This is a genomic window from Candidatus Competibacter denitrificans Run_A_D11, assembly GCF_001051235.1.
Lineage (GTDB): Bacteria > Pseudomonadota > Gammaproteobacteria > Competibacterales > Competibacteraceae > Competibacter_A > Competibacter_A denitrificans.
In genome coordinates this window covers 135,883-148,717 of record NZ_CBTJ020000001.1, presented here as the reverse complement: position 1 = coordinate 148,717, position 12,835 = coordinate 135,883, and the positions used below count along the sequence as shown (strand labels likewise).

Here is a 12,835-nt window from a genome sequence, read left to right as displayed (position 1 = left end):
CGGAGAATCTCAAGGTGAAATTCGAGTGGCTAAGTCGGCGGCAGCGTTGGTCCGTACCCGGCCGTCAGGCCCGAACAGGTGCAGATGATCCGCTGCCAACGCCAGCCGAACCGACTGTCCTTTAGCGAACGGACGAATACCGGTAAGCCGTGCTATGAGTGTTGGCGCTGGCGCTGTCATGCCGTCGATTCGGGTGTGTAGCAAGGTTTCATGGCCCAGATATTCGGCATCGACCACGGTTGCGCTCAGTCCCGCCGCGTCCGTATCGGCCAGATGCAGGTGTTCGGGCCGGATACCGGCGGTGAGCGAATCCCCAAGCCAGGCCCGCCAGGAGGTAAGGAGCGCGTCAGGCAAGAGCAGGGATAAGCGTTGCTCGCCAAGGTGCAGGCTCAGCCCGCTGTCAGTATCGGCCAGTTGCGCGGGAAACAGGTTCATCGGGGGATTGCCGATAAAACCGGCTACAAAGACATTGACCGGCCGCTCGTACAAGTCTTGCGGTGGAGCCACTTGCTGCAAACGGCCACGATCCATCACCGCAACCCGGTCACCCAGGGTCATCGCTTCGGCCTGGTCATGCGTGACGTAGATCGTGGTAATCCCGGTGCGGTCTAGCAGTTCACCGATTTCGGCGCGGATTTGTACCCGCAACCGAGCATCCAGATTGGACAGGGGTTCGTCCATGAGAAAGATTGCCGGTTGTCGCACCAGCGCGCGGCCCATCGCCACGCGCTGACGCTGCCCGCCGGATAGCTGACGGGGTAGGCGGTCGAGTAGATCGCCAAGACTTAGCAAATCAGCAACCCACTGGGTCAACCGGCCGATTTCCGCCGTTGGCAGATCCCGCATTTGCAGCGGAAACTCCAGATTGCGCCGCACCGTCATGTGGGGGTAGAGCGCGTAATCTTGAAAGACCATGGCGAGATTACGCTGTTGTGGCGGCAAGGTATTGACCGCTTGCCCGCCGATACGCAGCGTACCGCGCGTCACGGTTTCCAGACCGGCCAGCAAGCGCAGCAGAGTCGATTTACCGCAACCGGAAGGCCCGACGAACGCCACCAGCTCGCCATCGGCAACCGCTAAGTTGTAATCGAAGATCGCCTGGTTACCGCCGGGATAAATTTTATCGATATGCTCGAAGTCGATGCTGGCCATGAGGTGCCATCGTCCAATGGATCGTCAATGGTAGCTTAGCAAAACCACCAGCAAACGGCTGCTGCCGAATCGACGCGGCTCTGAGCCGGGTTGTGCTGGTGGGGTTTGAATCAACGGCAAAGCCTGCCGCAACCCGCTGCTACCGCTGTTTCCTGGAATTCGCTATGCTATGCGGCCGTTTGGGTGGCGTTGTCCGCTCGAACCGAACTCGCTGAATTAACTGCTGGCAGGAACCCCATGCATCCGAATCTCATCCACAACGTCAATGTCGCCGCCCAAGATGTGTTGCTAACGCCTGAGGAAATCAAACAGCGGTTGCCGATGACCGACACCGCCGAGGCCACAGTACTCGAAGGCCGTCAGACCGTGCAGCGTATCCTGGATCGTCAGGATCATCGGGTTTTTGCTGTGGTCGGTCCCTGCTCCATTCACGATGTCACAGCCGCCCGCGATTACGCGCAACGCTTGAAAAAACTGGCCGATGAGGTGGGTGACACGCTGTTTATCATTATGCGGGTTTATTTTGAGAAACCGCGCACTACGGTTGGCTGGAAGGGACTGATCAACGATCCGCGCATGGACGATTCCTTCCATATCGAAGAAGGCTTACAAGTGGCGCGGGGTTTACTGTTGGAACTGGCGGAAATGGGTTTGTCCGCCGGTACCGAGGCGCTGGACCCAATCAGCCCCCAATACATCGCTGATCTGATCGCCTGGACCGCCATCGGCGCGCGTACCACCGAATCGCAGACTCACCGCGAACTCGCCAGTGGCTTGTCAACACCGGTCGGGTTCAAGAATGGCACCAACGGTAGCTTGGAAGTGGCGATCAACGCCTTGCAGTCCGCTGCCCGCTCCCACAGTTTTCTGGGAATCGACCAATTTGGCCGCTCGGCGGTCATCCGCACGACCGGTAACCGCTACGGCCACATGGTACTGCGCGGCGGCGACCGGCCCAATTATGACTCTGTGTCCATCGCCTTGTGCGAGAAAGCATTGCGCGATAAGAAGTTGCCGGTGAATATCGTCGTCGATTGCAGTCATGCCAACTCGTTCAAAGACCCGGCCGTGCAACCGTTGGTGATGCGCGATTGCGTCCATCAGATTTTGGAAGGTAACCAGTCCATCGTCGGTGTGATGATTGAGAGCAATCTCTGTGCGGGTAATCAATCCATTCCCGCCGACCGCAGCCAGCTTAAGTACGGTGTCTCGGTCACGGATGCTTGTATCGATTGGGCAACCACGGAAACCATGCTGCGTGAGGCCCATGCCAAGCTGAAAGATGTTCTGCCCAAGCGTAATCTTGGCTGATTTCATCGTCTAAAAACAAAGGGATGCCAGCGCCTGATCGGCTTCCCTTTTGGTGCCGCAATACCGTTGCTCGAATAGCCCCTACCTTGATACGCCACGGTTGTTTTCACTCTTATATTTCTATATATTTGGAATTATGGAAACATCAGTCGCTATTGCGATTCTGAGCGCGCTTGCCCAGGAATCCCGCTTACATATTTTTCGTCATTTAGCGCAAAGCGGGCCACAACCCGCCGGACAGGTAGGTGAGCATTTCGGCTTGCCGCTGGCAACCCTGTCCTTTCATCTGAAAACGCTGCAACAAGCTGGCTTGTTGGATTGCCGCCGTGAGGGTCGCCAGTTGATTTACCAGGCGCGCTGCACGGTGATTGTCGAGTTGCTGGGCTATCTGACCGAACACTGCTGCAATCTGCCAGCCATGCTGGCGGATCACACCGACGGGTCTGTTGTGGAGAACGAACGATGAGCGCTGTTTGCGAAGTCAATGCCAACCCAGATGAGAGTCGCCGGCTGGGCCTCTTCGAGCGCTACCTGACGGTATGGGTGGCGTTGTGCATCGTAACCGGCATCGTGCTGGGCCATCTGCTGCCGGGTTTGTTCCAAACCATCGGCAAGCTGGAAATCGCTCAGGTCAATCTACCGGTGGCGCTGCTGATCTGGCTGATGATTATTCCGATGCTGGTTAAGATCGACTTCGCCGCACTACGCGAGGTCGGCCAATATTGGCGCGGCATCGGGGTCACGCTATTGATCAATTGGGGTATCAAACCCTTTTCAATGGCGCTGCTCGGTTGGCTGTTCGTCGGCAGCCTGTTTGCACCACTGCTGCCCGCTGAGCAGATTGAATCCTATATCGCCGGTCTGATTCTGTTGGCCGCCGCACCCTGCACCGCGATGGTGTTCGTCTGGAGTAGCTTGACCAAGGGTGAGCCACATTTCACCTTGACCCAGGTTGCGCTGAATGACCTCATCATGGTGTTTGCCTTCGGTCCCATCGTCGCTTTACTGCTGGGGTTAACGTCTATCGTGGTGCCGTGGCAAACCCTGTTGCTGTCGGTGGTGCTGTATATCGTCATTCCGCTGATCATTGCCCAGGTAGTGCGCGCCCTGCTGCTGAAAGCGCAAGGTCCGGCAGGATTGGCGCGGCTGCTGGAGACGCTGGGGCCGGTTTCGCTGGTGGCGCTGCTGACGACACTGGTGCTGCTGTTTGGTTTTCAGGGCGAGCAGATCATCCGCCAGCCACTGGTGATTTTGCTGCTGGCGGTGCCGATCCTGTTTCAGGTGTTTTTCAATGCCGGGCTGGCGTACTGGCTGAATCGCAAAGTGGGTTCGCCGCATTGTGTGGCCGGACCCTCCGCTCTGATCGGCGCCAGCAATTTCTTCGAGTTGGCGGTGGCGGCGGCAATTGCCTTGTTCGGCTTCGAATCGGGCGCGGCGCTGGCCACTGTGGTCGGCGTACTGATTGAGGTGCCAGTGATGTTGCTGGTGGCGCATATCGTTAATCGCAGTCGCGCCTGGTACGAACAGGGTCTTGGCGTTATGGCTGCTGTGCCCGCACCACAACATGACAACTGATCCTTGTCCACACTGACCGGAACGCGGAATCATGAATATTTTGTTTCTCTGTACGGGTAACTCCTGCCGTTCAATCCTAGGTGAGGCTACCTTCAATCATCTCGCCCCGCCGGGTTGGCAAGCGCTGAGTGCCGGCAGCCATCCTACCGGCAAGGTCCACCCTCGTTCGCTCGCCTTATTGGCGCGTGAGGGTATTTCGACCGAGGGCTATCACAGCAAATCCTGGGATGATCTGCCGGTGACGCCAGACATCGTGATCACGGTTTGCGCCAGCGCGGCCGGCGAAACCTGCCCGGCCTATCTGGGGCCGGTGTTGCGGACCCATTGGGGGGTTGATGATCCGGCTCACGCCACCGGTACGGATGCGGAAATCGATGCCGCGTTCATGCAGGCTTATCGGATTCTGCGCGCCCGGATTGAAGCGTTTATCGCTTTACCATTGGACGAGTTGAAAAATGACCGGAACCGTTTCAAGGTCGAACTGGATCGGATCGGCACCCTATTGCCGTAACGGATTGAACGCCGCTAAAGAGGGCTGTTCAGCAGATTCGACGGTGAATATTGATCGGTCAGGATGCGAGCCTCTGGCTTCCAGTCGCGCTCGGTCGAGAACAATGGCAACAACCAGTCGCGCCCAAAGCCGAGCGGCTTCAGTTTTTCCTCCAACGTGGCGGCGTTGCGTTCGATGGCGTCACGGGTAGGCAAACCGTCCAGCTTGGCAAGGATGATGCGATTTTTGTATTGAACCCGGAGGTTGTAGAACACGCCGAACACCGATTGGTAGGTGGTCGATTCGTGATCGTACAGACGGCTGGTCGAAAAGGTATTGGCCGCCAGCACCCCATCCGGGGTTAATAGCTTTTTGATTTCAAGAAGAAATTCCTGAGTCAGCAAATGCTCTGGGATGTATTGATGGTCAAATGCATCCAGCATGATCAGATCGTAGCGCTGGTCGGCTTTACCGGCACGCTTGGCAAAAACCCGTCCGTCCTCTTCGATAACGCGGATTTTCGGGCCGGAATGAAAGCCAAAGAATTGGCTAGCAACTTTGACCACGGCCGGATCGATTTCCACGATGTCGATGACCGTATCAGGGTAGATCGCCGCCAGTGCCATCGGCAGCACGCCGCCGCCCAGCCCGATGATCAGGACATTTCGCGGCGTGGGATTGAGGTACAACGCGCCCATCATCATCTTGGTGTAAGTGAACACGAAGGCGTTCGGATCACCCAGGGATTTACAGGTTTGCCGAGCACTTTGGTCGCGTTGGCTGAAGCTCATGCAGCGCTGATCACCCTCTTCATAAATAACGATGTTGCGGTAGAGGGACTTTTCGGTGTGGATGACGTTGGTTGCAGAAGATGAGGTGGCCATAAGCGAAGCAAAGAGGGCGAACAGTGTTTTGAGGCTAGGCACCGGGCGCATTTTCACGATTTCCGATGAGGGTGGCGATGAGGCCCAAAAGCAGTGAAATGCCGATGAGGCCAGTTAGAATCTGGTTGATTTCAAAATACAAAACCAAATAAAACGAGGTGAGGATAGTCCCAGCCGCACTGCCGAAGGTTGAGAAAAAATACAGCAACCCCGCGAAATGGCCGCTTGAATGAGGATTCCGCACCAGCAGCCGAACGGCATAGGGCGACACCATGCCAGCAATGGCGGTCGGAATGAAAAAGAACATAGTCGCTGCCAACAGAGACCCGTAGCGGGGGTCGCGCACCTGATCGAAAACCCAGTCGAGAACCACATTTCCGAACAGGATTACCGGAATCGTGCTCGAAGCGCCCAGCATCAGCAGCCAGGCCAGTCGGCGCAGGCTGGGATCGTGTAGCGACCACCGTCCGCCCAGCAGATAGCCGATAGACAACGCCAGCATAAACACGGTGATGACACCGCCCCAGACGTAGATGCTGTTGCCGAAATTGGGCGCGAGAATCCGCCCGCTCAACAGCTCAATCGCCATAACGAAAAAACCGGACCAGGCGGCGATCAAAAAGATGAGAACGCGCTGCAAACTTGGGGCCTCGAAATGTATAAATCCGCCGCCAGGAATGATTGGCGAGCACGCGGCAAGCTTACTATGAAACCGGCAGAGTGGACGGCTGCACCGTTGGGAATTTGGCGCTTAAAAAGCGGCCATAGCCGCTTGATATCCAAAAAATCGCACATACATTGTTGGAATAAGACCGCTGATTGATCGACTCTATTCAGAGGAGGGGCTTCCTTGGACTGCAAGGATTACTACCAGACATTAGGTGTGGCCCGCATGCCATCGGCCGTTGTTCACCGGCCATCCGGTGGAATTGACGCTACTGCTTGAGCCAGGATCATGCATTCGCCTCACGACCACGACCACGACCACGACCACGACCACGACCACGACCACGACCACGATCACGATCACGAAGACCGCCATCATCACCATCATCATGGTGATTCTGCTGGTCGTATCCTATGGCTGGCAACCGGCCTGACGCTAGCGTATGCCGGCGTAGAGGCTGGGGTCGGTTGGTGGGCGGGATCGTTGGCGCTGGTCGCCGATGCCGGCCACATGGTCAACGATGCAGCGGCCTTGGGATTGGCGGCGGTTGCAGCGTGGCTGGCGCGCCGCCCTGCGTCGGCGCGGCATAGCTACGGGTTCGGTCGGGCTGAATTTCTGGCGGCACTGGTTAACAGCTTGGCTTTGCTGATACTGGTTTTATGGCTGGCGGTTTCCGCCATCCGCCGTTTGCATGACCCGCAACCGGTGCTCGGCGAGGCAGTTTCGCTAGCCGCCGCTGTCGGTCTAGGTATCAATCTCTTGGTAGCCTGGTTGCTTGGTCACGGCGCGCACAACCTTAATACCCGTGCGGCGCTATTGCATGTGCTCGGCGATTTGCTCGGTTCAGTGGCCGCGCTGCTGTCTGGTGTCATCATCGCCTTTACCGGTTGGACCCCGGTCGATCCGCTGCTGTCATTGGGTATTGGCGCTTTAATCGTGATGTCCAGCTTGCGCCTGCTGCGCGAGGCGTTGCACGGATTGATGGAAGGGACGCCCCTGGCGCTCGCGCCGGAAACCGTGGGCCGAGCGCTGGCGACCGTGCCGGGGGTGGCTTCGGTGCATGATCTGCATATCTGGAGTGTGGGGCCGGAACGGATCATGCTGACCGCACATCTGGTCGTTCGAGATTTAAGGCAATGGGAAGCGGTGCTCGATGCTTGCCACGCTTTGCTGGTCGCACAATTCGCCATCCAACACGCCACATTGCAACCGGAACCGATGACACGAACTGTGCGTTGGCTGACGGATCGGCCGGTCGGTGCGACCCATAAGCCTTGAATAAAAACATTGCGGATGTTTTTAAGCTCTTGCGTTCATTCCGATAGAGATCGGAGCACTGCCCGAGCCGGTGCGCCATCGGCGCCAGCCAGTTTGAGCGGCAGGCAAATGAATTCATAATTTCCCGGCGTGGCCTGCGCCAGATTTAAGCCCTCGACGATGACGACCTCGGCCTCCAACAGGACGATGTGGGTTTCGTGATGGTCATGAAAGCGTTGGACCGACAAATAATCGACGCCGATCAGGCGAATTCCCCGATGGACGACCCAACGCGCCGCATCGGCGGTCAGCGCCACGAAATCGGGCTGAAAGGCGCGCTCTCCCCGTCGCCAGCTTTCCGAATTGCGGGTCCGTAGCAGCAACCGCTGAGTATCACTGGGTAGATTCAAGCCTTCTAGCGTATCTGCTGTGATGGCATCCACATCGGGCAATGCGGCCACCACAGCCGGCCCGATGAGGATCTCTAACGGGAGATGGGTGACATCGGCACCATGCGCCAGAAAGTGGACAGGGGCATCGACATGCGTTCCTGTATGAACCCCACACATCAATACGCTGTCATTGGCTTTATCGCCCTGCGCCATGTCACGGCGCCGCTTCAGCTCAATCGGTGGACTTCCAGGCCATTGCGGTAGATCTGGGGATATCGTCAGCGAAACATCGAGATAGTTGGCCATGAGCGCTCCGTTGGCGATGACAGGTTGATCGAAGAGGGCGAAGTTAGAAAAGTTTAGCCGAGATCGAGCCGTCCCAGGCGCTGATTCCATCAACCAAAGTCAGCGATAGATACTTTGGCATGAAATATGCTTAATTCTTTGCTGATTTCCCGGATTATCCCGAACCATTACTTAAGCAATTTTTAAAATAAGGAATGCCAAGATGCTGCAAACCGTTGCCACCGTTCCAACCTTGCGGATGATTGAGTTGCTGGAGCTGATTGACCTGGCAAATCGCAGTGATGTGGAGCCTCGATTGACCGATTATCTGCACCATTGCCGCCGCACCGGCTACGAACCACCAGTCGAACTGTTGGAGATGGCGCGGGATTCTATCGCGCGGAAACGTGAGCGAAAATTATATTGTTAGATTTTTATGACAAAAAAAGGAATTTTTGAAAAAGTTCATATCTGACAAATTACAGAATATCTTCCTATTATTTGTCATTTTTGGACAGTTTTTGTTGTATAACACGTTTAGGACTCGAAACGCTAAATAAAGAGCTTGGCGATGCCTGCTGTTGGTTCCCGAAGAGCGTAAAAAACTCGATCTGTACCTGCCTGGGTAACTCCTCATCTTTTTCATAGGCCCGTGCTTTGCTGGTTCGTGTCTTTGTCTCGACTGATCGGACAAGCGGTCAAAACCGGTATATCCTTGCGCACCGCCGCGCGCCCTAATCCTTCCGCGAATTTTCGTTGCCAAGAAATCGCTGATTGCCGCGAGGGTGTGGTCTATGTTGCTCTGTGGACTATCAAGGAGTTTTTATGCTGGTGCATCCCGATTTCGATCCGGTCGCGTTGAGTCTGGGGCCGTTGCAGGTGCGTTGGTATGGGTTGATGTATCTGTTGGGATTCATCGGTGGTTGGCTATTGGGCCGCTATCGTGCCCGCCAAGCTGGCTCAACTTGGCGTACCGAGCAAGTCGATGATGTGGTGTTCTACATCGCCTTGGGGGTGATTCTCGGCGGTCGCGTCGGTTATATCTTGTTCTACGGCTTCGATGCGTTCTTACACAATCCCCTGATCCTATTTCGGATTTGGGAAGGCGGCATGTCCTTCCACGGCGGCTTTTTGGGCGTGTTGCTTGCGATGGTTCTGTTCGCCCGCAAGCATCGTAAACCGTTCTGGGGCACCGTTGATTTCATTGCGCCGTTGGTTCCTCCGGGCATCCTGTTCGGGCGTATCGGCAATTTCATCAATGGTGAATTGTGGGGGAAGGTGACGGATGTCCCCTGGGGAATGGTGTTCCGACAGGCTAATGATGGCTTGCCGCATCATCCCTCGCAATTGTACGAAGCAGCCCTGGAAGGGGTCGCTTTGTTTTTCATTGTCTGGCTGTATTCGGCGAAGCCACGCCCGGCCATGGCGGTGTCCGGTGTGTTCGCTCTGACCTACGGTATCTTTCGCTTTCTGGTCGAATTGGTGCGTCAACCGGACGCCCATCTGGGCTATTTGGCCTTCGGTTGGCTGACCATGGGCCAAGTCCTGTCGCTGCCGCTGATTCTGGTCGGAGTGATTCTGCTGATCCTGGCCTATGGTCGAAAGCCGCGGTCCCTGCCAGACCCATGATTTTTTGTTATTTTTGCTGACACCCGCAGCAAACGGCTGTGGAACATGATAAAAGTCTTAACGTGCCAAGCTTCGGCCGCTGCTTAGTTCAGCCTTAATGAAATCATTTTTCAGCCGCTGGTTGCCCGACCCCCACTCGTTACGCACTCATAAATCTTTGCGGTTTCTGGGTGATCATCTCCACGATCCACGACTCTGGCATTTTAGCCGGCGGTCCACTGTTCGAGGATTGACAGCCGGCGCCTTCTTCGCATTCGTGCCGGTGCCATGGCAAATGATCCTGGCTGCGATCACAGCGGTTTGGTTGCGGTTCAATTTGCCGGTGGCTGTCGCCATGGTTTGGATTACCAACCCGTTGACCCTTCCGCCCATTGCGTTTGTGAATTATCGGTTCGGCGCCTGGTTGCTGGGTAGACCGCCGGTGGATTGGCATTTTGAACCCTCTCTGGAGTGGCTGTTGCGGCAAGCCGGCGATCTTGGGTTGCCGCTGCTGGCGGGTTCGATGGCGACGGCGGTTGTGGCCGGGATTGCGACATTTGTGTTGGCGCATCTGATTTGGCGTTGGGCCATCATTAGCCGATTTCGCCGACGGCGCGGTCTGGCGCATTCGCGTTGAAGCACCGCGCTTCATGACGGCCGATCTGAGCCGACACCGTTTATTTCAATCACTTCATGCACTGAATTAGTGCTGGGGCTTTTCTAACTCTCAGGTCTTGTTTGGTATGTCAGAACTCATCGACTCGTTCGAGCAACTCAGGCTTTCTCAACCCTTGCTCGAAACCCTCAAAGAAATTGGCTATGAAGCGCCGTCACCGATCCAGGCCGCAACGATTCCCCCGTTACTGGAAGGAGCCGATGTCTTGGGGCAAGCCCAGACCGGCACCGGCAAAACGGCGGCGTTTGCCCTGCCGATCCTGGAGCGCCTGAATCTGGCGGAGCGGTTGCCGCAGGCGCTGGTGCTAGCGCCGACCCGTGAACTGGCGATCCAGGTCGCTGAGGCGTTCCAGGGGTATGCTCGCCATTTGCCAGGTTTCCACGTCTTGCCGATCTATGGCGGCCAAAGCATGGGTATCCAGTTGCGCCATCTGAAGCGCGGCGTGCATGTGGTAGTCGGTACGCCTGGCCGAGTGATGGATCATCTACGGCGAGAAACGCTGTCGCTGGCGGGATTGCGCACGGTGGTGCTCGATGAAGCGGACGAAATGCTACGGATGGGCTTCATCGACGATGTGGATTGGATTCTTGAGCAAACGCCGGCAGAGCGGCAAATTGCGCTCTTTTCCGCCACGATGCCGGAGCCGATCCGCCAGGTGGCGCATCGCCATCTGCGCGAACCGCGAGAGGTGAAGATCAAGGCCAGCACCGCCACGGTCGAAACGGTTCGCCAACGCTACTGCCAGGTCGGCCCACAGCATAAACTCGATGCGCTGACCCGTGTACTGGAAGTGGAGGATGCCGATGCCGTGCTGATTTTCGTGCGCACGAAAATCGCCGCGACCGAATTATCGGAGCGTTTGGAGGCGCGCGGCTATCCCAGTGCCGCCTTGCATGGCGACATGACCCAGGTGCTGCGGGAGAAGACCATTGAGCAGTTGAAAAACAATCAGTTGGATATCGTGGTCGCCACCGATGTGGCCGCGCGTGGACTCGATGTATCCCGCATCAGCCACGTCGTCAATTACGATATTCCCTATGATACGGAGGCTTACGTCCATCGTATCGGCCGCACGGCGCGTGCTGGTCGCACTGGCGATGCGATCTTGTTTGTGGCGCCACGCGAGTTACGCATGTTGCGCGCCATCGAAAAAGCCACCCGCCAGCCTATTGAGCGGATGCAACTGCCGACTCAAGAGGCGATCACCGGTCATCGTCTAGCCCAGTTCAAGCAACAGGTCAGCGAAATTCTGGGTTCCCAGGATTTGGAGTTTTTCCAGGAAGTAGTTGCCGAAATCGAACGGGAACAGGAGATTAGCGCCCAAGATATTGCGGCCGCTCTGACATGGCTGGCGCAGCGCGACCGCCCGTTTCAATTTGAGGACACGATCCCAAGCGAGTTGGAAAGGCTGCCGGTTCGCCCAGAGCGGGAACCAAGATCGGCGCCGGGTCGGCGGGAACGGTTTGCCAGAGAGGGCGGCAAGCGTGACACCGATTTGGATAAAGTGACGTATCGGCTTGAAGTGGGTCATCAACACGGCGCTACCCCGCAGAATATCGTGGGCGCTATCGCCAATGAAGCGGGTATCGAGAGCCGCTACATCGGTCGTATTGAGATTTACGATCAATACAGCACCGTGGATTTGCCCGATGGAATGCCCAAGGAAATTTTTCAACACCTGAAAAAGGTTCGGGTGCGGCAATATCCGCTCAAGATCAGCCGTCTTGACGAGGCAGACGTGGGTGACCAGCGTCCGGCGCCCAGACGGGCGAGCACCGCTAAAAAAATACCCAGGGAAGAAACCAATCCACCGGTAGCCAGAAAGGTCCGCAAGCGGGATTCTTAGCTGCGGGCTGCTTAAACATCTACAAACAGAGGTGGCGACGATGCTGACGGTATACGGTTGTGCGAACACACGTTCCACGCGCGTGGTCTGGGCGCTGGAAGAAGCCAATGCGGACTATCAGTACGTCCCGGTCGATGTGCGGGCTGGTGCGGGAAATCAGCCCGATTATTTGGCGCTCAACGCCGCCGGTAAGGTACCGACCTTGGTGGATAGCGGTTTTATCCTTACCGAATCCGCTGCGATTTGCACCTATATCGCCGACCGCTTTGCCGACGCTCACCTGATACCGGCTGTTGGTACCCACGAGCGCGCCACTTGTCATCAGTGGTGCTATTTTGCGATGGCCGAATTGGAGCAGCCGCTGTGGACCATGGCCAAGCACCGTTTTGCATTGCCGAGAGCACATCGAGTGCCGGCCATTCTGGATACGGCTCGTTGGGAATTTGCCGGCGCCGTCAATATTTTGGCGGCTAGCTTAGGCCACCGACCTTTTATCTTGGGTGCGCAATTTAGCGTCGCTGATATTTTGATCGGTCATACCCTGGCATGGGCACACGCTTGGGAATTGCCCTTGAAGGATGAGCATGTCCAAGCCTATGCCGCTCGGCTATGGGAGCGCCCGGCGTTGGATCGCGCTCAACGGCGTGAGCAAGCCGAGAGCGGTTTGGCGAGTTAAAGGCCCGCCGAGAGGC

The 12,835-nt window shown here is 56.8% G+C and carries 14 protein-coding genes; 10 read left to right on the top strand and 4 right to left on the bottom strand.

The window, feature by feature from the left end; genetic code table 11:
* Positions 1 to 9: 9 nt before the first annotated feature.
* Entirely contained in the window at positions 10 to 1,152 is a 1,143-nt protein-coding gene (locus BN873_RS00560) for an ABC transporter ATP-binding protein (protein WP_048669926.1), read from the bottom strand.
* Positions 1,153 to 1,389: 237 nt separating this feature from the next.
* Between BN873_RS00560 and BN873_RS00555 the strand changes: the two genes are divergently transcribed.
* The 4 genes from BN873_RS00555 to BN873_RS00540 all read left to right on the top strand — a co-directional run bounded on the left by BN873_RS00555 (position 1,390) and on the right by BN873_RS00540 (position 4,549).
* A complete protein-coding gene (locus BN873_RS00555; protein ID WP_048669925.1) occupies positions 1,390 to 2,463 on the top strand; it encodes a 3-deoxy-7-phosphoheptulonate synthase in 1,074 nt (357 codons plus the stop codon).
* 136 nt (positions 2,464 to 2,599) lie between these two features.
* The gene (locus BN873_RS00550) at positions 2,600 to 2,929 is read left to right on the top strand and encodes an ArsR/SmtB family transcription factor (protein WP_048669923.1); all 330 of its coding nucleotides are present in this window, start codon (positions 2,600 to 2,602) and stop codon (positions 2,927 to 2,929) included.
* Between the two features lie 44 nt (positions 2,930 to 2,973).
* Positions 2,974 to 4,038 carry an ACR3 family arsenite efflux transporter gene (gene arsB / locus BN873_RS00545; RefSeq protein WP_048670098.1) on the top strand — a complete coding sequence of 355 codons (1,065 nt, stop codon included), beginning with the start codon at positions 2,974 to 2,976 and terminating at the stop codon, positions 4,036 to 4,038.
* A 31-nt stretch (positions 4,039 to 4,069) separates the two neighbouring features.
* Complete coding sequence (locus BN873_RS00540) at positions 4,070 to 4,549, top strand: arsenate reductase ArsC (RefSeq protein ID WP_048669922.1); 480 nt, start codon at positions 4,070 to 4,072, stop codon at positions 4,547 to 4,549.
* Between the two features lie 14 nt (positions 4,550 to 4,563).
* Here BN873_RS00540 and BN873_RS00535 read toward each other — a convergent pair whose 3' ends face one another.
* Both BN873_RS00535 and BN873_RS00530 read right to left on the bottom strand, forming a co-directional pair.
* Positions 4,564 to 5,463 (bottom strand): spermidine synthase, encoded by a 900-nt coding sequence (locus BN873_RS00535; RefSeq protein WP_053085189.1) that lies wholly within the window; start codon positions 5,461 to 5,463, stop codon positions 4,564 to 4,566.
* Positions 5,447 to 6,001, bottom strand: coding sequence for a fused MFS/spermidine synthase (locus tag BN873_RS00530; protein WP_171820389.1), 555 nt, complete (start codon positions 5,999 to 6,001; stop codon positions 5,447 to 5,449). The genes BN873_RS00535 and BN873_RS00530 overlap by 17 nt, the downstream gene beginning before the upstream one ends.
* Before the next feature lie 366 nt (positions 6,002 to 6,367).
* Between BN873_RS00530 and BN873_RS00525 the strand changes: the two genes are divergently transcribed.
* On the top strand, positions 6,368 to 7,357 hold the full coding sequence (locus BN873_RS00525) for a cation diffusion facilitator family transporter (RefSeq protein WP_048669921.1): 990 nt from the start codon (positions 6,368 to 6,370) through the stop codon (positions 7,355 to 7,357).
* 35 nt (positions 7,358 to 7,392) lie between these two features.
* On the opposite strand, the gene BN873_RS00520 is transcribed toward BN873_RS00525, so the two are convergent.
* Positions 7,393 to 8,034 carry a cyclase family protein gene (locus BN873_RS00520; protein WP_048669920.1) on the bottom strand — a complete coding sequence of 214 codons (642 nt, stop codon included), beginning with the start codon at positions 8,032 to 8,034 and terminating at the stop codon, positions 7,393 to 7,395.
* Between the two features lie 202 nt (positions 8,035 to 8,236).
* Here BN873_RS00520 and BN873_RS00515 point away from each other — a divergent pair, with 202 nt between their 5' ends.
* The 5 genes from BN873_RS00515 to BN873_RS00495 all read left to right on the top strand — a co-directional run bounded on the left by BN873_RS00515 (position 8,237) and on the right by BN873_RS00495 (position 12,819).
* Positions 8,237 to 8,443: a hypothetical protein gene (locus tag BN873_RS00515; RefSeq protein ID WP_048669919.1), complete on the top strand. Its 207-nt coding sequence runs from the start codon at positions 8,237 to 8,239 to the stop codon at positions 8,441 to 8,443.
* Positions 8,444 to 8,838: 395 nt separating this feature from the next.
* Entirely contained in the window at positions 8,839 to 9,642 is an 804-nt protein-coding gene (gene lgt / locus BN873_RS00510; RefSeq protein ID WP_048669917.1) for a prolipoprotein diacylglyceryl transferase, read from the top strand.
* Between the two features lie 97 nt (positions 9,643 to 9,739).
* Positions 9,740 to 10,258 (top strand): DUF2062 domain-containing protein, encoded by a 519-nt coding sequence (locus tag BN873_RS00505; protein ID WP_048669916.1) that lies wholly within the window; start codon positions 9,740 to 9,742, stop codon positions 10,256 to 10,258.
* A gap of 106 nt (positions 10,259 to 10,364) precedes the next feature.
* The gene (locus BN873_RS00500; RefSeq protein ID WP_082161004.1) at positions 10,365 to 12,143 is read left to right on the top strand and encodes a DEAD/DEAH box helicase; all 1,779 of its coding nucleotides are present in this window, start codon (positions 10,365 to 10,367) and stop codon (positions 12,141 to 12,143) included.
* 40 nt (positions 12,144 to 12,183) lie between these two features.
* Positions 12,184 to 12,819: a glutathione S-transferase family protein gene (locus BN873_RS00495; protein WP_048669915.1), complete on the top strand. Its 636-nt coding sequence runs from the start codon at positions 12,184 to 12,186 to the stop codon at positions 12,817 to 12,819.
* Positions 12,820 to 12,835 lie beyond the last annotated feature (16 nt).

What these genes read in the sequence shown, in the direction of transcription:
- BN873_RS00560 (WP_048669926.1), bottom strand. Translation starts at nt 1,152, where the DNA reads ATGGCCAGCATCGACTTCGAGCATATCGATAAAATTTATCCCGGCGGT.
- BN873_RS00555 (WP_048669925.1), top strand. Translation starts at nt 1,390, where the DNA reads ATGCATCCGAATCTCATCCACAACGTCAATGTCGCCGCCCAAGATGTG.
- BN873_RS00550 (WP_048669923.1), top strand. Translation starts at nt 2,600, where the DNA reads ATGGAAACATCAGTCGCTATTGCGATTCTGAGCGCGCTTGCCCAGGAA.
- BN873_RS00540 (WP_048669922.1), top strand. Translation starts at nt 4,070, where the DNA reads ATGAATATTTTGTTTCTCTGTACGGGTAACTCCTGCCGTTCAATCCTA.
- BN873_RS00535 (WP_053085189.1), bottom strand. Translation starts at nt 5,463, where the DNA reads ATGCGCCCGGTGCCTAGCCTCAAAACACTGTTCGCCCTCTTTGCTTCG.
- BN873_RS00530 (WP_171820389.1), bottom strand. Translation starts at nt 6,001, where the DNA reads ATGGCGATTGAGCTGTTGAGCGGGCGGATTCTCGCGCCCAATTTCGGC.
- BN873_RS00525 (WP_048669921.1), top strand. Translation starts at nt 6,368, where the DNA reads ATGCATTCGCCTCACGACCACGACCACGACCACGACCACGACCACGAC.
- BN873_RS00520 (WP_048669920.1), bottom strand. Translation starts at nt 8,034, where the DNA reads ATGGCCAACTATCTCGATGTTTCGCTGACGATATCCCCAGATCTACCG.
- BN873_RS00515 (WP_048669919.1), top strand. Translation starts at nt 8,237, where the DNA reads ATGCTGCAAACCGTTGCCACCGTTCCAACCTTGCGGATGATTGAGTTG.
- lgt (WP_048669917.1), top strand. Translation starts at nt 8,839, where the DNA reads ATGCTGGTGCATCCCGATTTCGATCCGGTCGCGTTGAGTCTGGGGCCG.
- BN873_RS00505 (WP_048669916.1), top strand. Translation starts at nt 9,740, where the DNA reads ATGAAATCATTTTTCAGCCGCTGGTTGCCCGACCCCCACTCGTTACGC.
- BN873_RS00500 (WP_082161004.1), top strand. Translation starts at nt 10,365, where the DNA reads ATGTCAGAACTCATCGACTCGTTCGAGCAACTCAGGCTTTCTCAACCC.
- BN873_RS00495 (WP_048669915.1), top strand. Translation starts at nt 12,184, where the DNA reads ATGCTGACGGTATACGGTTGTGCGAACACACGTTCCACGCGCGTGGTC.